Source organism: Actinomyces sp. ZJ308, assembly GCF_011752065.1.
In the GTDB taxonomy this organism is placed as follows: Bacteria; Actinomycetota; Actinomycetes; order Actinomycetales; family Actinomycetaceae; genus Actinomyces.
Map to the genome: position 1 here is coordinate 1 of NZ_JAAIJY010000015.1, position 23,298 is coordinate 23,298.

General features: G+C 67.6%; 16 protein-coding genes and 4 tRNA genes. 6 read left to right on the forward strand and 14 right to left on the reverse strand.

From position 1 onward, the window contains the following. The first annotated feature begins 164 nt into the window (after positions 1 to 164). Complete coding sequence (locus tag HCR68_RS07700) at positions 165 to 1,448, forward strand: CapA family protein (RefSeq protein ID WP_243858992.1); 1,284 nt, start codon at positions 165 to 167, stop codon at positions 1,446 to 1,448. A 16-nt stretch (positions 1,449 to 1,464) separates the two neighbouring features. Here the strand turns inward: HCR68_RS07700 and HCR68_RS07705 are convergent, their stop codons facing one another. The 3 genes from HCR68_RS07705 to HCR68_RS07715 all read right to left on the reverse strand — a co-directional run bounded on the left by HCR68_RS07705 (position 1,465) and on the right by HCR68_RS07715 (position 7,102). Next, positions 1,465 to 4,380, reverse strand: a complete 2,916-nt coding sequence (locus HCR68_RS07705; RefSeq protein ID WP_167148303.1) for a DNA translocase FtsK — start codon at positions 4,378 to 4,380, stop codon at positions 1,465 to 1,467. Between the two features lie 94 nt (positions 4,381 to 4,474). Then, positions 4,475 to 5,452 carry a PfkB family carbohydrate kinase gene (locus HCR68_RS07710; RefSeq protein WP_167148305.1) on the reverse strand — a complete coding sequence of 326 codons (978 nt, stop codon included), beginning with the start codon at positions 5,450 to 5,452 and terminating at the stop codon, positions 4,475 to 4,477. 15 nt (positions 5,453 to 5,467) lie between these two features. Further along, positions 5,468 to 7,102, reverse strand: coding sequence for a ribonuclease J (locus HCR68_RS07715; protein ID WP_167148392.1), 1,635 nt, complete (start codon positions 7,100 to 7,102; stop codon positions 5,468 to 5,470). Between the two features lie 177 nt (positions 7,103 to 7,279). On the opposite strand from HCR68_RS07715, the gene HCR68_RS07720 reads away from it, so the two are divergent. Beyond that, a complete protein-coding gene (locus HCR68_RS07720) occupies positions 7,280 to 8,164 on the forward strand; it encodes a polysaccharide deacetylase family protein (RefSeq protein ID WP_243858993.1) in 885 nt (294 codons plus the stop codon). Positions 8,165 to 8,232: 68 nt separating this feature from the next. Here the strand turns inward: HCR68_RS07720 and HCR68_RS07725 are convergent. The 4 genes from HCR68_RS07725 to HCR68_RS07740 form a co-directional block, all read right to left on the reverse strand. Continuing rightward, positions 8,233 to 8,305, reverse strand: a tRNA-Glu gene (locus tag HCR68_RS07725). Between the two features lie 49 nt (positions 8,306 to 8,354). Further along, positions 8,355 to 8,427, reverse strand: a tRNA-Glu gene (locus HCR68_RS07730). A 40-nt stretch (positions 8,428 to 8,467) separates the two neighbouring features. Next, a tRNA-Glu gene (locus HCR68_RS07735) sits at positions 8,468 to 8,540 on the reverse strand. Between the two features lie 18 nt (positions 8,541 to 8,558). Then, positions 8,559 to 8,630, reverse strand: a tRNA-Gln gene (locus HCR68_RS07740). 306 nt (positions 8,631 to 8,936) lie between these two features. On the opposite strand from HCR68_RS07740, the gene HCR68_RS07745 reads away from it, so the two are divergent. Then, positions 8,937 to 9,716 carry a hypothetical protein gene (locus HCR68_RS07745; RefSeq protein WP_167148307.1) on the forward strand — a complete coding sequence of 260 codons (780 nt, stop codon included), beginning with the start codon at positions 8,937 to 8,939 and terminating at the stop codon, positions 9,714 to 9,716. Positions 9,717 to 9,801: 85 nt separating this feature from the next. Then, a complete protein-coding gene (locus HCR68_RS07750; RefSeq protein WP_167148309.1) occupies positions 9,802 to 10,575 on the forward strand; it encodes a serine/arginine repetitive matrix protein 1 in 774 nt (257 codons plus the stop codon). Positions 10,576 to 10,694: 119 nt separating this feature from the next. Here HCR68_RS07750 and gltX read toward each other — a convergent pair whose 3' ends face one another. Beyond that, positions 10,695 to 12,311: a glutamate--tRNA ligase gene (gene gltX, locus HCR68_RS07755; protein ID WP_167148311.1), complete on the reverse strand. Its 1,617-nt coding sequence runs from the start codon at positions 12,309 to 12,311 to the stop codon at positions 10,695 to 10,697. Positions 12,312 to 12,448: 137 nt separating this feature from the next. On the opposite strand from gltX, the gene HCR68_RS07760 reads away from it, so the two are divergent. Together HCR68_RS07760 and HCR68_RS07765 are read left to right on the forward strand one after the other, a co-directional pair. Further along, a complete protein-coding gene (locus HCR68_RS07760) occupies positions 12,449 to 13,321 on the forward strand; it encodes a hypothetical protein (RefSeq protein ID WP_243858994.1) in 873 nt (290 codons plus the stop codon). 100 nt (positions 13,322 to 13,421) lie between these two features. Continuing rightward, positions 13,422 to 14,648: an aminotransferase class I/II-fold pyridoxal phosphate-dependent enzyme gene (locus HCR68_RS07765; RefSeq protein WP_167148314.1), complete on the forward strand. Its 1,227-nt coding sequence runs from the start codon at positions 13,422 to 13,424 to the stop codon at positions 14,646 to 14,648. Positions 14,649 to 14,681: 33 nt separating this feature from the next. Here the strand turns inward: HCR68_RS07765 and HCR68_RS07770 are convergent, their stop codons facing one another. From HCR68_RS07770 to HCR68_RS07795, 6 genes are all read right to left on the reverse strand, one after another. Next, entirely contained in the window at positions 14,682 to 15,506 is an 825-nt protein-coding gene (locus HCR68_RS07770) for a fumarylacetoacetate hydrolase family protein (protein WP_167148316.1), read from the reverse strand. Positions 15,507 to 15,530: 24 nt separating this feature from the next. Then, entirely contained in the window at positions 15,531 to 17,120 is a 1,590-nt protein-coding gene (locus tag HCR68_RS07775; RefSeq protein WP_167148318.1) for an alanine/glycine:cation symporter family protein, read from the reverse strand. Positions 17,121 to 17,357: 237 nt separating this feature from the next. Further along, positions 17,358 to 18,833 carry an alanine/glycine:cation symporter family protein gene (locus HCR68_RS07780; RefSeq protein ID WP_167148320.1) on the reverse strand — a complete coding sequence of 492 codons (1,476 nt, stop codon included), beginning with the start codon at positions 18,831 to 18,833 and terminating at the stop codon, positions 17,358 to 17,360. A 5-nt stretch (positions 18,834 to 18,838) separates the two neighbouring features. Beyond that, positions 18,839 to 20,293 (reverse strand): alanine/glycine:cation symporter family protein, encoded by a 1,455-nt coding sequence (locus tag HCR68_RS07785; protein WP_167148322.1) that lies wholly within the window; start codon positions 20,291 to 20,293, stop codon positions 18,839 to 18,841. Continuing rightward, positions 20,290 to 21,843 (reverse strand): sodium:alanine symporter family protein, encoded by a 1,554-nt coding sequence (locus HCR68_RS07790; protein ID WP_167148324.1) that lies wholly within the window; start codon positions 21,841 to 21,843, stop codon positions 20,290 to 20,292. Before HCR68_RS07790 ends, HCR68_RS07785 begins: the two co-directional genes overlap by 4 nt. Positions 21,844 to 22,023: 180 nt before the next feature. After that, positions 22,024 to 23,220, reverse strand: a complete 1,197-nt coding sequence (locus tag HCR68_RS07795) for a DUF4241 domain-containing protein (protein ID WP_167148326.1) — start codon at positions 23,218 to 23,220, stop codon at positions 22,024 to 22,026. Positions 23,221 to 23,298 lie beyond the last annotated feature (78 nt).

Consider the following 23,298-nt stretch of genomic DNA (forward strand, 5'->3'; position numbering starts at 1 on the left):
ATCGGCATGCGCACCCCCGCCGAGCACGAAGCCGCCTGGGCCCCCGACACCCACCGCCAGGAACAACTACAACCAGCCACCACCACATCCAGCTAAACCAGCCTCCACAAAACCCGGGGCTTGACAGGTCATCCTCCGCCAAGGCCAGTGGTGGGTCACAGGACGTGAGCTTCACCGTGGGCTACGCCGGGGACGTCCTCATGCACTCAGCGGTTATGAGCTCCACCCCGGACTCCTCGGGGGACATCACCCAGAACGTCGCCGCCGAGACCCCCTGGGTCGAGGGGCTGGATCTGGCGCTGTGCGGGATGGAGGTTCCCGTGGCTCCGGACGGGGTCTACTCGGACTTCCCCACCTTCGGCGCTCCGTCCGATGTCGTCGGGGCCTTGGCGAGGTCCGGCTGGGACGGCTGCGCGACCGCGTCCAACCACTCCGCCGACCAGGGCGAGGCGGGGGTCATCGCCACCCTGGACGCCTTGGACGCGCACGACCTGGGGCACGCAGGCACCTACCGGAGCCGCAAGGACGCCTCGGCGCCCTTCGCACTCTATGAGCTCGAGCGAGGGGGCCGCACGGTGACGGTCGCTCAGATCTCCACGACCATGGGGCTCAACGGCTTCGAGGACCCCACCGGCTACTCGGTGTCGACCAACGACGTCGGCGCCATCACGAAGGCGGCCAAGGAGGCTCGGGCGGCGGGCGCAGACCTCGTCGTCGTCCACTCGCAGATCGGCGAGGAGTACGAGACCACGCCCAATGACGAGCAGGTCTCCTACGCCCAGGACCTCGCCGACAGTGGGCAGGTCGACATCTTCTTCGGAGCCCATCCCCACGTGCCCCAGCCGGCCGAGAAGCTCGACGGCGGAGTCAAGGGAAAGGGGATGTGGGTGTCGTACTCGGCCGGCAACTACATCTCCAGCCAGAACGAGTCCTACTGCGGCCCACTGTCCGACGTCGGCCAGCTGGTCTGGGCCGACGTGACCTCCCACGCCGACGGCTCGGTGAGCGTGGACTCACTGAACTGGCATCCCTTCACCGTGGACCAGGCGGGCGGCTACACGGTCAGAGACCTGGCAGCGCTCCACAATGGTGAACGCCCTGCCGACCTGGGCCTGAGTGAGGAGGAGATCGAGCGACGCTGGAGCATGCTCACCTCGGACGTCAAGAACGCCTCATCCATGTCCACCACGCCCCCGAAACCCACTGGACCGGCTCCGACGATTCCCAGCCGGGAGGAGGTCCTCAAACGAGTGGGAGCGAGCCCGGCCCCGTCGGACGGGCCATCCGCGTCATCCGCCTCGCCCTCCGCCGGTCCCCAGTCCGCCCGGGAGTCGGACCGGCCCTCGCAGTCGCCTCATCCGACGCCGTCGACACCGCCACAAACAGTGGATCCGGGCCCTGATCCCGATGAGCCCCTGGAGGCTCCCGAGGACGATGAGGGCCAGTGAGGAACCGCGGTGCGGGTCACCACGATGAGCCGCGGCCGGTGAGGGACCAGGCGTCCTGGGAGTCCTCCTCGGCGGAGGAGTCCTCCCAGGACTCCGACTCCGGCAGGCTCGGGTCGGCCTCCAGCGGGTCGGTGCTGTAACGGTTCGACGGCAGGGCGATCGTACGGGGCTCGCCCGCAACGGGAGCCGGAGCGCCGTCATCGGAGTCGCCGGCCCCCTGGGAGTCCTCGGGGGCGGACGGGGTCTCGGCGCTTCCGGGAGCGCTGCCCTCCCCCTTGATCCATGCCAGGGTCTCCTCGAGTTGCTCGGGCTGGACGAGGACGTCACGGGCCTTGGATCCCTCCGAGGGGCCGACGACCTCACGGGACTCGAGCAGGTCCATGAGGCGCCCGGCCTTGGCGAAGCCGACGCGCAGCTTGCGCTGGAGCATGGAGGTGGAGCCGAACTGGCTGGAGATGATGAGCTCGGCGGCCTGCAGGAGCAGATCCATGTCGTCACCGATCTCCTCGTCGATCTGCTTCTTGACCTCCGGGACGACGACGTCCTCACGGTACTCGGGGGTCAGTTGGGCCTTGACGTGCTCGACGACGGAACGGATCTCGGACTCGGTGACCCAGGAGCCCTGGATGCGCACCGGTGTCGAGGCTCCGGGACCGAGGTAGAGGGCGTCACCCTGGCCGGTGAGGGTCTCGGCCCCGTTCTGGTCGAGAATGACGCGGGAGTCCAGCTGAGAGGCGGTGGCGAAGGCCAGGCGCGAGGGGACGTTGGACTTGATGAGGCCGGTGACCACCTGGGCGACGGGCCTCTGGGTGGCCAGCACCAGATGGATCCCGGCGGCACGGGCCAGCTGGGTGATGCGCTGGATGGAGGCCTCGACATCCTTGGGCGCCGTCATCATGAGGTCGGCGAGCTCGTCGACGACGACCAGGAGGTAGGGGTAGGGGCTCAGCTCGCGCTGGGAACCGGGAAGGGGGTGAACCTCTCCGGCGCGCACCGCCTTGTTGAAGTCGTCGATGTGCTTGAAGCCGAAGGAGGCCAGGTCGTCGTAGCGGGCGTCCATCTCCCGGACCACCCACTCCAGGGCCTCGGCCGCCTTCTTCGGGGAGGTGATGATCGGGGTGATGAGATGAGGGATGCCCTCGTAGATGGTCAGCTCGACCCGCTTGGGGTCGACCAGCACCATGCGCACCTCCTCCGGAGTGGCGCGCATCATGATCGAGGTGATCATGGAGTTGACGAAGGACGACTTACCCGAGCCGGTCTGGCCGGCCACCAGCAGGTGCGGGGTCTTGGCCAGGTTGGTGACGATGTAGTCGCCCTCGACGTTCTTGCCCAGCCCGACGACCAGCGGGTGGGCCTGCTTGCGGGCTGCCTGGGAGCGCAGGACGTCACCGAGCTTGACCATCTCACGGTCGGTGTTGGGGATCTCGATACCGATGGCGCTCTTGCCTGGGATCGGAGTGAGCAGACGGATCTCGTCGGAGGCCACCGCGTAGGCGATGTTCTTCTCCAGCCCCGTGATGCGGGAGACGTTGACACCCCGACCGCGATGGACCTCGTAGCGGGTGACCTGGGGGCCGCGCGTATAACCGGTGACGGTGGCGTCCACGTTGAACTCGGCGAAGACGTTCTGCAGCGCCTCAACGATGGCGTCATTGGCGGGGGTGCGGGAGGCGTGCCCCGGTCCGGGACCGAGCAGCGCGTCCTCGGGCAGGGTGTAGGTGGAGCCGTCGGGCAGGGCCATGTTGCTCATGTCGCTCATGGCGAGCTGGTCGGCGAGGTCGGGCTCGTCGAGAGGAACCTCGGGTGTCTCCTCAGTGACGGCGTCGAAGCCGGAGGACGTCGGCCGGGCGGGGCGTTTCGCCGCGGAGGGCCTGCGCTGTGCGCCCGAGGACGATCCGACCGCCCGGCCCTTGGCGGGCGAGGCGACCGAGGGGGCCGACGGGGCGACGGCGTCGGCATCGTCGCCCACCTCCGGGACGACGAAGGTGGAGTCATCGGAGTGACCGGCTTGATCGGCACCATACTCACCGTCATGATCACCGCCCGGTTCGAAGAGCTCGGTGATCGACGTCTGCTGGGCCTCCCGGTCGGCGGAGCGCTTGCGTCGGCCGCTGCCTCGCTTGCGCGGGGCCGACTCCTCCACCTCCAGCGCGGAGCGGAAGGGCTCGTCGCCGTCGTATGAGTCCAGGAGCGCCGTCTGATCAGAATCGTTCCCCGGTGCCCCGGCCGGTCCAAGACCTGCTCGGACGCGTCCGAGCAGGCGCCGGGCCAGGGAGTCGCCGGAGCCGGCCTCGGAGGGGCCGCCGGTTCCGTCAGCGCCCGGGGAGCGGCGCTGCGCCAGCAGGTCGCGGATCTCAGCGACGGTCTTACCGGACAGGACCAGGGCGGAGAAGGAGGCCAGGAGGATGAACAGGATGAATGCCCCCACGGAGGAGAACAGGGCCGCCAGCGGGTAGCCCACCAGCCACCCCAGCAGTCCGCCGGCGCTCTCCAGACCACCGATATTGTCTCTGAGGACCGGGTTGCCGCTGCCGACCTGGATCATTCCGGTCAGAGCGGTCAGTAGACCGAGGCAGCCCACGGAGACCCGGGCGTGAACCGCTCCCAGGCTGTGGGCCCGCAGCATGGCGATCCCCAGCGCCGCCAGGAGCAGAGGGACCAGCACTCCCAGAACGCCGACGGGCCCTGCGGCGATGTGGTGCAGGAGGTCGCCCGCGGCCCCGGAGACCCCGAACCACTCGCGCAGGGCCAGGACCGCCGCGAGGGCCAGGATGAGGAAGGCCCATCCGGTACGGCGGTAGCGCCCGCCGGCGGGCTGGGATCCGGGGGCGGCGAAGGGGGCGGATCCTTGAGCGGGTACCCCTCGGCTACGCCCTCTGCCGGTTCCGGAGGGCGGCGTAGCGGTTCTCGTGGTGCGACGATTGGCCATGATGTCTTAGAAACTATCGGATTCTCGGCCTCGGCGGCCCTGCCACGCCGCCTCGGGCAGCCGGAGACACGTCACCTTCTCAGAAGGAGTTCCGTCAGAGACGGGCACTGCCCCGGCGAGCGGCGCTGTCGGACGTCTGGGATCGCTCAGAGCTCTCCTGGAGGAACCCGTCGATCTCCTCACGACGCGGCGCCTGTGCCGGCCCGATGCAGGCCACGGCGTGGGCGGCGGCCGCGTTGGCCCGCCTGGCCGCCTCGACCACATCGAGGCCGTCAAGAAGTCCGGCGACCAGAACGCCGGTGTGGGTGTCCCCCGCCCCCGTCGTGTCCACGACGTCACGCACGAAACCGGGAACCTCGATCGGCTCGCCGTCAACCGGGTGCAGAACGCATCCATGGGCTCCGGTACGTCGGACGATGAGCGCCCGCGGGCAGGCCTCACGAATGGCGTTCGAGCCCCCCAGCCGCTTCTCGAGTCGATTCATCTCCAGATCGTTTCCGGTCAGCATCGTCGCCCGGGACAGCAGTGGCAGCAGCACCTGGTCGGGGATGTCGGGCTGGACCGGGCCCAGGTCGATGACCAGTCCGACGTCGTCGGGGATCGACAGGAGCCAGTCGGCCAGGATGCCCCGGCTCGTGTAGTGGGCCAGGTCGTAACCGGTGGCGTAGACCCAGTCGCCCTCTCTGAGGTCGAGGCTCTCGAGGTCCTCTCGCTGGGGCTCGCCCTCGACACCGGCGGTGGTGATGAAGGTTCGTCGGCCCGAGGGCTCGATGAGCGTGGTGCAGGTGCCGATGTCACCGACGAGCTCCTCAACGAGCAGCTCGACCTGGTCCAGGCGCATCGACTCGCGCACCCGTGCGGAGTTGGGTCCGGTTCCCAGGGTGGCTGCCAGAGCGGTGGGGACGCCCTGGCGGGCGGCGGCCGAGACCACCGTGTACCCACCGCCGACGACCGGGCCCGACGACGCCCCGGTGATCGCCCCTCCCGGCGTCGGCACCCGGCTGACGTGAAGGGGGATGTCAATGAGGATGGATCCGGTGGATATGAAGCACGCGGGCCGGAACAGTGTCATGCAGTAAGCAGCCTCCTAGGCCTCTATGACGACCGGGACGATCATGGGACGGCGCTTGAGCCGGCGTCCGATCCACCGTCCCAGGGTGCGGCGCATGACCTGCTGGAGGGAGTAGGCGTCCGCCTTTCCCGTCTCCAGCGCGGCGGACAGCGCCTCGGTGACGTCGGGGAGGATCTCCTCGAAGACCGAGTCGTCCTCGGCCACGCCCCGGGCCTGGATATGAGGACCGGCCAGGATGGTGCCGGTCGTGGTCTCCACCACGGCGTAGACGGAGACGAACCCCTCCTCCGCCAGGATGCGGCGGTCCTTGAGCTCCGCCTCGTCGATCTCCCCCACGGAGGAGCCGTCGACATAGATGTAGCCGCAGGGAACCTGACCGGCAATGCGGGCCACTCCCCCCTCCAGATCAACGGCCACCCCGTCCTCGCACAGCATGACCCGCTCGGGTGCGACCCCCGTCTTGACGGCCAGTCCGCCGTTGGCCACCAGATGACGGATCTCGCCGTGAATGGGCATGACGTTGCGGGGCTGGACGATGTTGTAGACGTGGAGCAGCTCCTCGGAGGAGGCGTGCCCCGAGACGTGGACCTTGGCGTTGCCCTGGTGGACCACACGCGCCCCCAGCCGCATGAGCTGGTTGATGACCCGGAAGACGGAGTTCTCGTTGCCGGGGATGAGGGAGGAGGCGAAGATGACGGTGTCACCGGGCTCGATGGTGACGCTGCGGTGCTCGGAGTGCGCCATCCGGGACAGGGCGGCCATCGGTTCGCCCTGGGAGCCGGTGACCATGAGGACCCTCTCGTGCGCGGGCAGCGAGGTGATGTCCCGGGCGTCGATGAGGACGCCGGCGGGGACCTTGAGGTAGCCGCGCTCGGCGGCGATCCCCATGTTGCGCACCATGGAGCGCCCTACGAGGGCGACCCGCCTGCCGTGCAGGGCGGCGGCGTCGAGTACCTGCTGAACACGGTGGACGTGGCTGGCGAAGGAGGCCACGATGATCTGCCCGTCGGAGTCGGCGAAGATGTTGTCCAGGACCTGACCGATCTCGCCCTCGTGGCCGACCATACCGGGAACCTCGGCATTGGTGGAGTCCACGCAGAACAGGTCCACGCCCTCCTCGCCGAAACGCGCGAAAGAGCGCAGATCCGTGATGCGCCCGTCGATGGGCAGTGAGTCCATCTTGAAGTCTCCGGTGACGAGCACGTTGCCGGCGTCGGTGCGGATCATGACGGCCATGGCATCGGGGATGGAGTGGTTGACGGCCACGAACTCCAGGTCGAAGGGGCCGTAGGAGACCTCCTCATGCTCGACGACCTGACGCAGGACCGGGTGGATGCGGTGCTCCTTGAGCTTGGCCTCCACGAAGGCCAGGGTGAGCTCGCTGCCCACCAGGGGGATGTCCTCGCGCAGGCGCAGCAGGTAGGGCACGCCTCCGATGTGGTCCTCGTGCCCGTGGGTCAGGACGAGGGCCACGACGTCGTCGATGCGGTCCTCGATGGAGGAGAAGTCGGGGAGGATGAGGTCGACGCCGGGCTGATCCTCCTCCGGGAAGAGCACACCGCAGTCGACGATGAGCAGCTTGTCATCGAGCTCGAAGACGGTCATGTTGCGACCGACCTCGCCCAGGCCTCCCAACGGGGTGATGCGCATGGCGCCATCGGTGAGGGGGCCGGGGGTCTTCAGCGCGGGAAAGTTCGTCACGCGGGCATCCTACCGAGGATGCCTCGGTTATCGATTGATCCGGCTACATCCGGTCCGAATCCCTCTCAGTCTCGCATCATTCCAACGAGGCATTCCGGATGCTGTCAGACTCGTTACGATGTGCCGGTGACGATCGAGAGCGGGAGAGCCGCGGGGGACATCGGAGATGCGGCTCAGGACGCCGCACACCCCGCAGACGCCCCTCAGCCCTCACGCAGCACTGCGAGCGACCGGATGAGAGGCCGACGGCGCCTCCTTGGGGTGACAGCACTGGCGACGGCCACCGGCCTTCTGGGCGCAGGCGCCGGAGCAGGAGCGTCCCGATGGTGGGACACCCACCTGTCCCCCACCGCACGGACCGCTCCGCGCCCCTCGGGCCCCGGCCGGGCCCTTGGCGCACGGACGGTTTTCCAGACGAGTGGGGAGTCGGGAAAGCTGGCTCTGACCTTCGACGACGGGCCGGACCCTCGCTGGACTCCGCGCGTGCTCGACATGCTGGCGAGGTTGCAGGTACGAGCCACCTTCTTTGTTCTCGGATCCGCAGCGCAGGAGCATCCCGAGCTGATTGCCCGGGAAGTGGCCGAGGGGCACGAAGTAGCCGTCCACAACTGGGTGCACACGGACGTCTATGGCGTGGACTTCTCAGAGCTGACCCGCTCGGTGAGCAGGACCTGCGAGGCGATCACAGCAGCAGGGGCCCCGTCTCCGCGCCTGTGGCGTCCTCCTTACGGCCGGGTTGACGCACCGGCCATGATGGTGGCCTCCCAGCAGAAGCTGGACGTGCTGCTGTGGAGCGTCCACTCTCCCTCCGCATCAGCGGCCGCCGCCGTCAAGGACGTGGCCGGCGCCGGGTCGGTGGTGCTGTGTCACGACGGCCGCACACAACCTTCTGAGGCGTTGTTCTCCGCACTGGAGGACGCCCTGCTCTCCCTGCAGGAGCGAGGACTCGCCATCACCACGGGCAGCGACCTGCTTTCCTCCCCCTCAGAGCATCAGGGCGAGCTGACGTAGACCCTCTTCACAGGCGTGACCATAAGGGTCCGCACCACCCTCCGGTGGTGCGGACCCTTAATCTCCCGTACCCCCAGCCGGATTCGAACCGGCGCCGCCGCCGTGAGAGGGCGGTGTCCTAGGCCACTAAACGATGGGGGCCCGCTATGTGATTGTGGATGGCTCAGGTCGGAAGACCTTGGCTGATCCGTACCCCCAGCCGGATTCGAACCGGCGCCGCCGCCGTGAGAGGGCGGTGTCCTAGGCCACTAAACGATGGGGGCCATGACAGTCCAGCCATCGAGAACGATGACCAGACCCTCGTACCCCCAGCCGGATTCGAACCGGCGCCGCCGCCGTGAGAGGGCGGTGTCCTAGGCCACTAAACGATGGGGGCTGTAGATCAGGAGATCCGCTGGGGTACCAGGACTCGAACCTAGAATAACTGAACCAGAATCAGTCGTGTTGCCAATTACACCATACCCCAAGGGGCCTCACCTCGAACGGCTCGCGTCCGAGGCAGCGGGCAGTAATCTACACGCCCGCCCCAGTCCCACCAAATCATCACGAGGTGACTACAGACACACGCCGGACGCGATGGGCTCCCTTCCGCACGACACCCTCAGCTCAGGCCGTCGAACCGCCCCGGGCGCCCCATAGACACCCCATAGCATGCGGGCCGCCATGCCCTTCCGCCTTCCCCGTACTCCCACCCACAACCGAGCGCGTCAGCGGAGACATCCCTTAGACTCGCACAAGTTCCTGCTCACCCCATGACCCTTCGGGAGGCCGCATGCGCACCCGTCTACTGCACCGCAACCACGCCGGTCGCAGCTCTCACACGACTCGCTGCCTTGCTCTCGGCCTGTGCCTGACCGCCGGTCTGGCGCTGAGCGCCTGCGGCCCCGCCCACAAGGGCCAGCTCACCGTCGAACCCGTCAGAGCCTCCGCAGGCAGCTCGGATGACAGCTCGCAGACCCCCTCCGCCAAGCCCTCCCCCTCCACGTCGGCCACACCATCGGCATCCACCACCCCCTCCGCCTCAGCATGGACGATGCCAAGTGTCACGATCACCAACGAGAGAACCGATATCTGGCAGCAGGACGACAACATCCTCAGCCTCCCGTTGGAGACCTCTTTCCTCATCAACCGGGGATACCTCTTCAATGACCGGACCTGCCAGGGCATCCTCCGATACCAGTCCTCCCAGGATACGTACAGCAGCAGGAGTACATCGGGGGACGACGCCGCCTCCTCGTCCAAGGTGCAGGAGCAGTCTGCGAAGTACCCCGCCTACACGGTGACATCGGGGCCGACCGTCGTCGACGTCATGCCTGACGACAGTGGCACGCTCGCGGGTTACGAGGTCACCTACACCGGCACAATCACCTTCGCCTCCGGCAACAACGAAGAAGTCTCTGGGTATCGCTTCTTCAGACAGGTTGGAGAGCAGGGGGCCACTCTCGACGTCATCCTGCAGTGCTCTCCGCAAGGCCTTCCCAGCCTTCAGACGTGGCACGACATACTGAGCGGAACGCGAGTCAGCGGCCTTGACGCCGGAGCCATGGCGTGAGGAAGCTGGAAGCCGTCGAGCCCCCCTGGATCGGCGGCTCTCCCCTGTCCGTCTCCACTCCGATCAACAACCTCATGGAAGCCTCATGCCGCTTTACTCACCCTCTCACCGCAACCACGCCGGTCGCAGTTCCCACACGACTCGCTGCCTTGCTCTCGGCCTGTGCCTGACCGCCGGTCTGACGCTGAGCGCCTGCGGCCCCGCCCACAAGGGCCAGCTCACCGTCGAACCCGTCAGAGCCTCCGCAGGCAGCTCGGATGACAGCTCGCAGACCCCCTCCGCCAAGCCCTCCCCCTCCACGTCGGCCACACCATCGGCATCCGCCTCAGCGACGGCCTGGAGCGCCCCGAGTGTCACGATCACCAGCGAGGACACCTCGGTGTGGACGCATGACGACGGACGCATCAAGAAGGACTCGGCCGGCCCCAACGGAACTATCGACGGCTACACGGTCAACGATAATGCAGCCTGCTTCGGTTTCATCTCCAGCGAAGCCGAGGAGAGGTACTACACTCTCAGAGGAGTCGGTGACGACGTTCAGTCTCAAGCAGCCCTGAGAAGTCAGCAGACGATCTTCTCCGGGTACCAGACAACGCAGGGCCCCACCGCGATCGAGGCTGTCCGCGACGACAACGGAACCTTCCCGGGCTACGAGGAGACCTTCTCCGTCACCGCGAACTTCGCAGACGCCCCCAACACCCCTATGGACGGCTACCGTTTCGACAGGCGTGTGGGCGACGCCGGATTCGAGATGGAGGTCATGCTGCTGTGTCCGCAGGGCTCTCTCATCGGGTTGGATCAGTGGCACACGATCCTGTCAGGTATCCGACTTCAGGGAATCGACGCCGGTCCCATGTGATCGCCCCTGGGGCCGGCCGAGCACTCTGCTCGGGAGGCTCGCGAGAGTCTGGACTCAAGAACCGGTGGGGTCGGGAACACGCTGTTCCCGACCCCACCAGTGGCTTCAAGCGACAGCGGTCACCCGAGCCGGGTTCTCAGGGACCGCAGCCTGGTGAGGGTCGAGTCGGCGCCCAGGATCTCCATGGACTCGAACAGGGGCGGGGAGACCTGTCGACCGGTGACCGCGACGCGCAGCGGACCGTAGGCCAGCCGCGGTTTGATGCCCTCGCCGTCGGGCATGCCCCGGCCCTCGACGATCGCTGCCTTGAGCGCCTGCTCCAGATGGTCCTTGTCCCACAGCTCGGTACTGAGCCCCTCCAGGGCTCGGATGCCGGCATCCAGCACATCGCCCGCCGAGGCCTTGAGCTTGGCCTGAGCCTTGTCGTCGATGGTGAGGTCGTCGTCGGACACGAAGAGGAATCCGAGCATGTCACGGCACTCGCGCAGCAGCTGGATCCGGGTCTGGATGAGAGGCGCCGCGGCGTTCAGGATCTCCTGCTCACGCCCGGAGAGCTCGTCGAACGAGTCCGCTGAGACCAGCGGCACCTGTGCGACCTCACCGGTCGGGTCGGGGTAGGCGTCGGCGAGGTAGGGCACCAACCGGTCACGGAAGTCCTCCGCCTCCAGCGCTCGCACCTGCTCGGCATTGATGGCCTCGCACTTCTTGGGGTCGAAGCGGGCCGGGTTGGGGTTGACGTCATGGATGTCGAAGGCCTCGATCATCTCTACGGCGGAGAAGACGTCGCGGTCGGCGCTGAGCGACCATCCCAGCAGGGCCAGGTAGTTGAGGAGCCCCTCGGGAATCATGCCGCGGTAACGGTGGATGAGGAGGTTGGACTGAGGATCGCGCTTGGACAGCTTCCGGTTCCCCTCCCCCATGACGTAGGGCAGGTGCCCGAACTCGGGCATCACCTGGGCCCGACCGATGTCCATGAGAGCCCGGTAGAGCACCACCTGCCGGGGCGTGGAGGACAGCAGGTCCTCGCCGCGCAGGACATGGGTGATGCCCATGGCAGCGTCGTCGACGGGGTTGACCAGCGTGTAGAGAGGCTCCCCTCCCGCGCGTACGACGACGTAGTCCGGCACACTGCCCGCCTTGAAGGTGATGGGGCCACGGACCAGGTCGGTGAAGGTGATGTCCTCGTCCGGCATCCGCATCCGCAGGACGGGCAGGCGTCCCTGCGCACGGAAGGCCTCCTTCTGCTCCTGGGTCAGGTTACGGTCGAAGCCGTCGTAACCGAGCTTGGGGTCCTCGCCGCGCTCGCGGTGACGGGCCTCGATCTCCTCGGGGGTGGAGAAGGACTCGTACAGGTAGCCCGCCTCCAGCAGCTCGGCTGCCACCTGCTTGTACAGGTCCATGCGCTGGGACTGACGGTAGGGCTCGTGAGGTCCGCCCTTACCCACGCCCTCGTCCCAGTCCAGGCCCAGCCAGGTCAGGGAGTCCAGGATGGCGTCGAAGGACTCCTCGGAGTCGCGGGCGGCGTCGGTGTCCTCGATGCGGAAGACGAAGGTGCCCCCGGTGTGGCGGGCGTAGGCCCAGTTGAACAGGCAGGTGCGCACCATGCCCACATGAGGGGTTCCCGTGGGCGAGGGGCAGAAGCGCACGCGGACGGACGATGAGCCCTGCGCCGGAATGTCGGCCGCAATGGAGGATGCGGAACGGGGCGGGGAAGTGTGGTCACTGAGTTCAGCCATGATGGGGACAAGCGTATCCCGACGGGACACTCTCCCCATGGCCGCACAACGTGGTGACGATTACCGTGATCTTCATGAGACCGTCAGATCATTGCGACGGCCTGTGTTCAGTACGTAACGACGATGGAGGAACTTTCATGTCCCTGCCCCGACGCTCCTCATCACTTCCCGGCCGTCGCCGTCGCTCGGCTCTCAGACTCCCCCTTCTGGTAGGGCTCAGCGTCGCCCTGTCTATCCCGGCGCTCGCCGCATGCCAGGACGAATCCGGCCCATCCCCCTCATCTCGTTCCAGTGCCTCCGCCGGCGCCTCGACATCCGGCCCATCAGCCGACAAGAGCTCACAGCCATCGGACAAGGCCTCCGACGCCGGTAAGAACAGCAACGTCGACTGGGCCCCCTCATGGGAGTTCCCGCAGTCCCAACCGGGCTGGGAGGTGACTGTCTACGACACCGACGGCAAGAACAAGATGGATAAGCAGAACGGTTGCGTGTTCACCGCGACACAGAACCTCTACGACCAGAGCTCGAAGAGCGACCGCACCGAGTCGGACTACCAGTCGGAGGCGGTGATCGACGCCTACCAGAAGTCCTCGGACTTCACCAACGTCACCTTCGAGCCCACCCAGGACGACTTCACTCTGGTCAAGGACACTGACGGCAACGCCATCGAGACCAGACGACTGGATTTCACCTACACCGGCGCGGACCATCAGGACTACAAGCTCACCCGGTTCGTACGGGTCTTCGCTACGACGGGCGTGCCGGTCATGCTCCAAGCCATGTACGCCTGCCCCGTCGACGCCTACTCGTCAAGCGAGATGGCCACGCTGCTGAAGGCCACCCCGATCAGTCATCCCGGCCCGGCCGACATGGATGAGGGCGAGTCCGGCGACTCCGGCAAGGGAGGGAAGAGCGACGACAAGAAGAGCGGATCCGACGACGCTAAGTCCACCGCCCCCAGCGACAAGAGCGACAAGAAGGACTCGGGCAGGTCATCCAAGGACACCTGAGGAACCATCGGCTCCCAGTGGGCCGAGGAGTACTCACACGCCTCTGCACGGGCGGGGCTCATGGGTGGGATTCTCTGGCAGCACCCTTAGAATCCCACCCATGGTTGTCTCAGATGCCAGTGGCTCCAGCTCCCTGGTCCAGGTTTTCGACTCCCTGACTCCGCAGCAGATGCGCGAACGCGGGTCACTGAAGTGGTCCCAGTACCCCGGCGACGTCATCGGGGCATGGGTGGCGGAGATGGATCTGGGGACCGCCCCAGCGGTGGAGGCGGCGATTCGTCAGGCGATGCATGATGGTCTCCTGGGTTATATGCCTCCCTCGGTCAGTGAGGCGGCGCGTGAGGAGACGGCCCGCTACCAGCGAGAGACCTTCGACTGGCAGGTGGGGACCGAGCAGGTGAGCCTGCTGCCCGATGTGCTCTCGTCGCTGAGCGCGGTCATCACCTCTCACACCCGTGAAGGCTCATCCGTCATCGTTCCCACCCCGGCCTACATGCCCTTCCTGGAGATTCCCGGCCGCAACGGTCGCGAGTGCATCGAGGTCCCCTCCCTGACGCCTGGAACGGCGGAGGGCCCGACACACTGGGAGCTGGATCTTGGCCGCATCGAGTCAGCCATGGCGGCGGGCGCAGGACTGCTCGTCCTGTGCAACCCGTGGAACCCGGTGGGACGGGTGCTCACTACCGCCGAGCTCGACGCCGTCGCAGCCTTGTCCTCGTCCTACGGCGTACCGGTCTTCGCCGACGAGATCCACGCTCCGCTGGTGCTCGACGAAGGATCGACCCATGTCCCTTACGCCACCCGTCCGGGCTCGGACCCGGACCTGACCTTCACGGCGACGGCCGCGTCCAAGGGCTGGAACATCCCCGGCCTGAAGTGCGCCCAGCTCATCGCCTCGGGCCGAGCCCGTCAGCAGTGGGACGCCGACGCCGCCAGCTCTCATCTCAAGGCCGAGGCGTCCGTCGTCGGGGCCCTGGCGACGATCGCGGCGCTGCGCGACGGGCGGGACTGGCTGGACGAGGTCCGCGCCTACATCCGCGCCAACCGGGACGTGGTGGGCGAGGCCCTGGGCGGCATCGAGGGGGTGGAGCCGACCCTCCCGGAGGCGACCTACCTGGCCTGGCTGGACTGTCGAGACCTGGGTCTGGAGCAGCCGGCGCGTTTCTTCCGCAAGGAGGCCGGTGTCGCGATGAATGAGGGCGTGACCTTCGGGGCCGCCTGGTCGGGCTTCTGCCGCCTCAACCTGGCCACGGGCCGGCGGATCGAGGAGGAGACGATGCATCGCATCGGTGACGCGGTTCGCCGCCTTCGTCCACGAGCGTCCTGATCTCGGGAGCTCCCCGGAGCCGAGGCCGTCGACTCAGCGGCGCACCACCGGGTTGGAGAAGGAGCCGATTCCCTCGACCTCGACCTCGACGCGCTGACCGGCCCGGATCTCACCGACTCCCGCCGGTGTGCCGGTGAGGATGACGTCGCCGGGCAGCAGGGTGAAGATCGTCGAGACGTAGGAGACCAGCTCTGGGATCGTGCGGAGCATGTCCGCAGTGCGGCCCTCCTGGACGAGGCGACCATCGACCCGGGCTCGCACCACGGCGTCGTCGGGCGAGAAGACAGGCGCGCGGCCGGGCTCGGGAACCTCGATCCACGGCCCCAGTGGACAGGAGGTGTCGAAGGCCTTGGCCCGTACCCACTGCGGTTCGACCCGCTGGCGGTCACGGGCCGAGACGTCGTTGGCGACCGTGTAGCCCAGGATGACGTCGTCGGCGTGGTCGATGGGGACGTCCTTGGCCAGGGTCTTGATGACGACGGCCAGCTCGGCCTCGTAGTGGACCTCGTCGCTCCAGGGGGGAAGAACGATCGGGGCGTCCGGGCCGATGACGGAGGTGTTGGGCTTGAGGAAGACGACCGGGTCCGGTCCGGGTTTCTTCTCCCCCATCTCGGCGACGTGGTCGGCGTAGTTGTTCCCGACGCCCACGACCTTGGAGCGTGGAATGACGGGCGACAGGAGCCGGGCCTCCTGCAGCTCAACAACCTCTCCCGTGGCCTCGGGCAGGGAGTAGAGGGGGTCTCCTCTGAGGACCAGGAGGTGCCCCTCGGACTCTCCCGAGGCGACCTCGCCGTCGGGCAGCCCCTGGACGATGCCGTAGCGGGGCTCGTCGCCGGTGGAGAATCGTGCGATCTTCATGGGCGTCAGCCTAACGCCCCTGAGTCAGCTGCCCGAGGCCTCTTCCAGTGCGGCACGACGCTCCATGATGGAGGCGTGGGCGGGACCGTCAGCGGCCCAGATCTCTCCGGGGAGCTTGCCGGGGAGATGGGGGTTGTCGGTGGCGATGAAGCGGATCTCCTCCTTCTCCCCGGCCTCGACGGCTCGACGCTGGGCCTCCCAGTCGCGCAGGGCGCCGAAGGCCCAGCCCCCCAGCAGGAGGATGGAGACCATGTTGATGACGGTCATCGCCCCCATGACCAGGTCGGAGAGGTTCCACACGAAGGTGAGGGTGGACAGGGAGCCGACGGCGGTGGCCACGATGATCATGGCCCGCAGGGCGTAGTGCTTGCGCTGCCTGCCCTGGAGGAAGTCCATGTTGACCTGGGCGTAGGTGTAGTTGCCCAGGAGGGAGGAGTAGGCGAAGACGAAGATGATGATCGCCATGAGGTACTGCACCCAGCCGCCGAGCACGTGGGTGACGGAGGCGGAGGTCAGGGTGTTGGCAGCGGCATTCGCCGTATCCGGGTCAGCCTGGGCGGCCAGCGGATCGTAGACCCCGGAGAGCAGGACGATGAGGGCGGTGACGGTGCACACCACGATCGTGTCGACGAACACGCCCAGGGACTGCACGAAGCCCTGCTGCACGGGGTGGGAGACGGTGGCCGTGGCGGCGATGTTGGGAACTGATCCCTCACCGGCCTCGTTGGAGAACAGGCCGCGCTTGACGCCGTTGAGGGCGGCGGCGAAGAGTCCGCCGGCGGTCCCGGCGAAGGCCTGGTCGAGCCCGAGGGCCCCCTCGAAGATGGAGATGATGGCTCCCGGGATCGCGCCGGCGTGCAGCACCAGGATGACCAGGGCGATGAGTGCGTAGACCACGGTCATGACCGGAACGAGCCACTCCGAGACGACGGCGACCGACTTGATTCCCTTGAAGATGATCGGCGTGGTGATGACCACCAGACCGACGGCGGTCATCCACGGCTCGATGTGGAAGGTGCTCTCGAAGGTCGCCGCGATGGTGTTGGCCTGGGTGGCCTCGTAGGCGAAGCCGAAGACGAAGGTGATGACGACGGCGAAGACGCGGGCCGCGGGCTTGGAGCCCAGTCCGCGCTGAATGTAGTAGGCCGGACCGCCGCGGAAGGAGCCGTCGGGGTGGGTGACCTTGTACATCTGGGCGAGGGTGGCCTCGATGAAGCCGGTGGCCATGCCCACCAGTGCCACGATCCACATCCAGAACACGGCGCCGGGACCGCCCATGGTGATGGCGATGGCCACGCCCACGATGTTTCCGGTGCCGACCCGGGAGGCCAGGCCGACGGCGAAGGCCTGGAAGGAGGAGATCCCGCCCTCGTTGCCGCCACGGGAGGAGGTGATCGCCCTCACCATGTAGGGGAAGAGGCGCAACTGGACGAAACCGGTCCGCACGGTGAAGTAGAGACCGCCGATAACGAGCAGCCAGGCGAGCAGGTAGAGGAACAGGTGTCCGGAAGCCTTGTCCAGGATGTCCGCGCCTTCAGTGAAGAACGACTCCAAGGAGTCGGACCAGCTGTTGCCTGATGCGGCGCTGTTCAGGGAAGCCAGAACCGGTTGCACGTGAGAACCTCCATTGGGGCGGGATGACGACGCGGGCGAGGAGCGGTGCGAAAGGTCAGTGCCTGGTCAGTGCCTGGTCAATGCCAGGGACAGGCTTCACCCTCACACCCCGTTTGCGAACGGAGAGGCGCCGTCGTACTCGAAGGCTACGGAAACAGTGTTTCGATTCGGTGACAGCCTCGTGCCGATGTTGCCGTGGGCAGGCGGGGCACTGCGGGCTGCTGCGACGCCGCGATTCTAGGAGGCGATCGGTTCCTCCCAGGCACCTGCGGGCAGAGCGGCTGGGAGGTAGTCGGAGTCCCCCTGGAAGGCCGGGTGGTTCCCGTCCGAGGTGGAGGAGTCTCGTAGCGCCTCCCAGTCCCTCAAGGCGCCGACGACCCATCGGCTCAGCAGCACGAGTGCGACGAGGTTGATGATGGCACCGACGCCCAGGAGCACGTCCGCCAGCGTCCACACCGTGGTCAGCTGCTGCACGCTCCCGATGCCGGCGCAGATGACGGCGCCGGTCTGGAGCGCTCGGGAGACCCAGGGGCGGTCGGTGAGGTAATCCAGGCAGACCTGGGCGTAGGAGAAGGCCCCGATGATGGTGGTGTAGGCCAGGACGACGACGAGCAGCGCCATGGGCCAGCGGCTCCACTCCCCCACGAGGTGGGCGATGGCGTCCTGGGTCAGGGTTCCCGCGGTGTCCTTACCGGTCGTCCCGGGCTGGAAGACGTCCGCGCCGGCGACCAGGATCGCGAGCGCCGTCGCGGTGCACACGAACAGGGTGTCCACCACGACTCCGAAGGCCTGGATGAATCCCTGCTGGACGGGGTGCCTCACGGTGGCCGATCCTGCGGCGCAGGCCGCTCCTCCCAGCCCCGCCTCGTTGGAGAACAGGCCACGGCGCACACCGTTGAGCAGTGCGGCGGTCACGCCCCCGGCAAGGCCCCCCAGTCCCTGGCGCAGGCCGAAGGCGCCTTCGACGACGGAACGCAGCGCCTCCCAGGCCTGGAGCGGGTGAGTGATGAGGATGGCCAGCACCAGAACCAGGTAGGCCAGGGCCATGAGCGGGGCCAGGTACTCGGCCACTCGGGCCATGGCACGCAGGCCCCCCAGGAGAACCGGCGCGGTCAGTGCCACGACGAGGACGGCCCCCAGGCTCGGTGACAGGCCGCCGGCGCCCTGGAGGGAGGCGGTGATGGCGTTGGCCTGCACCATGGGCATGACCAGGCCGTTGGCGATGAGGAAGACGACGGCGAACACCCCGCCCAGGATCGGCAGCCGAAGTCCGCGCGAGATGTAGTAGGCGGGTCCGCCGCGGAAGGTGCCGTCCGCGCGGCGCACCTTGAACAGCTGGGCGAGCGTCGCCTCACTGAAGGCGGTGGCGGTTCCCAGGATCGCGACGAGCCACATCCACAGCACGGCGCCTGGCCCGCCCATGATGAGTGCCAGCGCGACCCCGACGATGTTGCCGGTTCCCACCCGGCAGGCCAGCCCGACGGCGAAGGCCTGGAAGGAGGTGATCCCGCCGTGGCGCCCGTCGCGGGATCCCGACACCGAGGCGGCGATCGCACCGGCGTGCCGCAGCTGGACGCCCCGGGTCCTGACGGTGAAGAAGATGCCGGCGCCGACCAGGAGCCACATGAGGACCCAGGAGTAGAGCAGGTCGGAGGTGGAGGACAGGGCGGCGTCGATCTGCTCGGCCCATGAGGTGTGCGTCATCGGTGACATCGTGATCAGCCCCGCCTTGCTGCGTCGTCGGGCTCCCAGACACCGGGGACCACGTCTCCGGGCAGGAGGGTGTTGCCGTGGCCGACGAAGGTCGGCTCGGTGATGTCCTGGGCGCGCTGGGCCTCGAAGTCTCGCAGCGCCCCGATGACCCAGGGGGCCAGGCGGATGATGACGACGAGGTTGAGCACGCCCAGCAGCCCCAGGGCGATGTCGGACAGGGCCCACACGACGGGCAGGGTCAGGACCGTGCCGCCGAAGGCCGCGGCGGTCAGGATGATCCCGAAGACCTGCTCGGCCCGGCGCTCCCCGCCCAGGAAGTTGACGTTGACCTGGGCGTAGGAGTAGCAGCCCAGCACCGTGGAGAAGACCAGGACGAAGATGAGCACCACCATGGGCCAGGTGGTCCAGGTCCCCAGGTGCTCGACGACGGCCTGCTGGGTGAGGATCGCCCCGACCAGGGAGTCGTCGCCGGGGCGGTAGGTGTCGGTGGCCAGCAGGATGAGCAGTCCGGTGGCCGTGCACACGAGGATCGTGTCGACGAAGACCCCGAAGGACTGGATGAGCCCCTGGCGCACGGGATGGGCGACGGTGGCGGTACCGGCGGCGTTGGGGACGGTGCCCAGGCCGGCCTCGTTGGAGAACAGGCCGCGGCGCACTCCGTTGAGCAGCGCGGCGAGAACTCCGCCCGCCGTGCCGAAGAGGGCCTCGTTGAGGCCGAAGGCCCCTTCGACAATGCTCATGAGGACCTCGGGGAGCCGGCCCACGTTGAGGACGATGACGACCAGGGCGACGATCACGTAGGCCAGGGCCATGATCGGGGACAGCCACTCCGCGACACGGGCCACCAGGCGCACTCCCCCCAGGACCACGGGGGCCGTCAGCAGGACGAGGAAGACCCCGACCATCCAGCCCGAGAGGCTGGGAACGGTGGCGGTGATGACCTCGGCCAGCGAATTCGTCTGCACCATGACCACTGTGACACCCACCGAGACGATGCACAGGGCGGCGAAGACCTTGCCCCACAGGGCCGATCCCAGCCCGTTCTTGATGTAGTAGGCCGGGCCCCCGCGGAAGGTGAAGTCACGGCCGCGCTCCTTGAAGATCTGTGCGAGCGTGGACTCCACGAAGCTGGTGGCCATGCCGATGAGCGCGACAACCCACATCCAGAACAGGGCGCCGGGGCCGCCGGCCACGATCGCCAGGGCGACTCCGGCGATGTTGCCGATGCCGACGCGCGCGGCCAGTCCCACGGCGAAGGCCTGGAAGGAGGAGATGCCTCCCTGGGCGCCGGAGCGCGACCCGGACAGCGAGTTGAGCATCGTGCCGAAGTGGCGCAGCTGCACCCCGAAGGTGCGTACGGTCAGGTAGATGCCGGCGAGGATGAGGAGGGCTGCGAGGAGATAGGTGTAGAAGAAGTCGTCGACGGAGTTGAGCAGGTTCTCGATACTGGTGAGGTTCATGCGTCGGCTCCTGTCGAGGCGGCGGGTTGGCTGCTGGCCGGGGTGGCTGCGGGAACGGCGTCGGCAGTCTCATCCTGCTCGTCCGGCTCGGTGGTCTGGGGACGCTCGCCGCCCCAGACGTCGCCGGGGAGGTCTCCGGGCAGGTACGGGTTGCCGACACCATTGAAGACGGGGACGGCCCGTCCCTGTGCGCGCTGGGCGTCCCAGTCCCTGAGGGCGCCCACACCCCAGCGGGCGAGCCAGATGAGGGCGACCAGGTTGGTCAGGGTCATGACGGCCATGGTGATGTCGACGGTGTTCCACACGACGGTCAGGGTGGCGAGGGCTCCCAGGCCGGTGGAGGCCACCGAGACCAGGCGGGGCAGCCACCGCCACACGGGCCGCTCGGAGATGAAGGTCATGGAGACCTCCGAGTAGGTGGCGGCGGCGATGATGGAGGAGAAGGCCAGGACGAAGATGACGATGGCCATGGGCACGGCCGTCCAGCTGCCGAGGGTGGCGGCGACGGCGTCGGAGGTGAGGGTGCCCGCGGCATCGGGGGTCAGGGTGCCGGCCTCCACCAGGGCGGGGCTGTAGACGCCGGAGACCAGGATGATGAAGGCGGTCGCGGTGCACACCACGATGGTGTCGACGAACACGCCCAGGGACTGGATGAGCCCCTGCTGGACGGGGTGGGCCACGGTCGCGGTGGCGGCGGCGAAGGGCGCGGTGCCCTGACCGGCCTCATTGGAGAACAGCCCGCGGCGGGTGCCGTTGGTCAGGGCCGCGATGATGCCGCCGGTGACTCCTCCGGCGAAGGGGTAGGGGCCGAAGGCCGAGGACACGATGGTGGCCAAGACACCCGGGAGCTGGGTGATGTGGAGGGCGACGATGACCACGGCCATGACCACGTAGACCAGGGCCATGACGGGAGCCATCCACTCGGTGACGCGGGCGACCCGGCGCACGCCTCCGAGGATCACCAGCGCCGAGAGCCCCACGAGCACCGCGGCGGCGACGGACGGGCTCAGGTTCAGCGGGGAGCCCGGGCCGATGACGCCGGCGACGGCGTTGGACTGGACCATGATGATGGAGAAGCCGCAGGTGAAGATCGTCAGGCAGGCGAAGAGCACTCCCAGGGGACGGCTGCGCAGCCCCCTGGCCATGTAGTAGGCGGGTCCGCCGCGGAAGGAGCCGTCGGCGTGGCGGACCTTGAACATCTGGGCCAGGGTGGCCTCGAAGAAGGCGGTGGCCATGCCGACCAGGGCCACGACCCACATCCAGAAGATGGCGCCGGGCCCGCCCAGGATGAGGGCGGCGGCCACGCCGAAGACGTTGCCGATGCCCACGCGGGCGGCCAGAGAGATCGTGAAGGCCTGGAAGGAGGAGATTCCTCCCTGTGCACCGGAGCGTGATCCGACCACCTGGCGGAACATGTCCGGCAGGCGGCGCAGCTGGACGGCGCCGGTGCGGACGGTCATCAGGATCCCGGTACCGACGAGCACCCACATGGTGATGTGGAGCGTGATCCAGTCCGAGACCGCCTCAAGCTGAGCGGCTAGGGCATCCATGGGAGATTCGGCCTTTCACGGTGTCGCAGGTGGGGACGGCCCGCATGGTCTCACGAATCGGCGCGCGGGACATAGCACGGTCGCTGCTTAGGACGCGGCGCGGTCTTCCGACGACGGCGACTGCCGTCACCGTTGGCACCCGGAAGGGCAACGACGAGGCCTGGGTAGCAGCGGCATCCTTCAGGACTGGGGCAGGTTTGCCGGTGGATCGGCCGGCGCCCAAAGATCCTGGTGATCGACGACCAGCTGGACGGGCCGGCCGTCCTCGTCGAGTCCCCAGTAGGCCTGGGCGGCGCCGTACTGGCGGCCGGAGTACGTCGAGGCACCGATGGGACCGGATCCCGGATCCATGAGGAACGTCTGGTCCACCTGCCGTTCCACCCGTGAGTGCTGCCGGTGGGTCATCCCGAAGAAGGCCTCGGCATCGGCAATGCATCCGTTACCCGACCTGGTGTCCAGCTCATCCCAGGGATGGACGTCCATGGAGCGCACGTGCTTCGTCATGACGGTCGCGTGCTTCCATTGCACCGGCTCACGGTCCGTGAGGATGACGCGCAACGCGGCGACGAACTCCCCCTCCTCGAACGTGCCGAGCAGTGCCTGCGCCCGGGTCACTCCGGGATCGATCCTGAGGGCTACCAGGCACATCTCTCCGTAAGGGTCCCCCGCCGCCAGGTAGCTGCCGTGCGGGAACTGCCCGATCTCCCGGACCTCGACCGGCCCGACCTCGGCGTTGCGATACACCTCGGCAACGGCCCGGGCGCGCAGCGAGGCGAAGACCTCCGGATCGTCCTCCTCTTCGACTCCCTCCTGCCACTGCGTACTGTCAGCGAGGACGTCCTCGACGTAGTCCTCGCTGAGCGCCTCACAGGCCCAGGAGGCGGCGAACACGGCCGCGGGGTCGGGCATGTCCTCCTTGTGCTGCGCCTCCATGGGCTCCGTCTTGTCGGCAGCGATTTTCCATGCCTCGAGCACGTCCTTGTCCACCAGTGGGGAGCCCGGCTCCTCGTCGTACTCGTCAATGGTGTCGATCCGCCAGTCATCGCCGATACGAACCAGCATCATCTCAATGATGGGGTGTCCATAGGCGCGGGAGTCTCGTTTGAGCCTCGCCCTCGTCATGTTGCCGTAGACCTCGATCTTCTCGATCTCAACAGTATCCGGGCTGAAGTCAGGAGAACTACCAAAGCTGAGGGCGTACTGGCGGTAGAACTCGCCATTCCTGTGCGCGACGTCGATCTCACGTAGCTTCTCACTCCAGGCATCGAAACCATCATGTGGCGCCCCCTTCTCCCTGTTGTCAAAGAGCGGTTTGACCTCGGCGTGGGCGGCGGCGTAATCAGCGATAAAGGCCTCGATGCGGGCTCTCGGGTCCATCATTCTCCTTGGCGGTAACTGAGCGGAAGGCAGGTTTCCTAGCATGCCACAGGCCAGCCACTCACCCTCATGAGACGA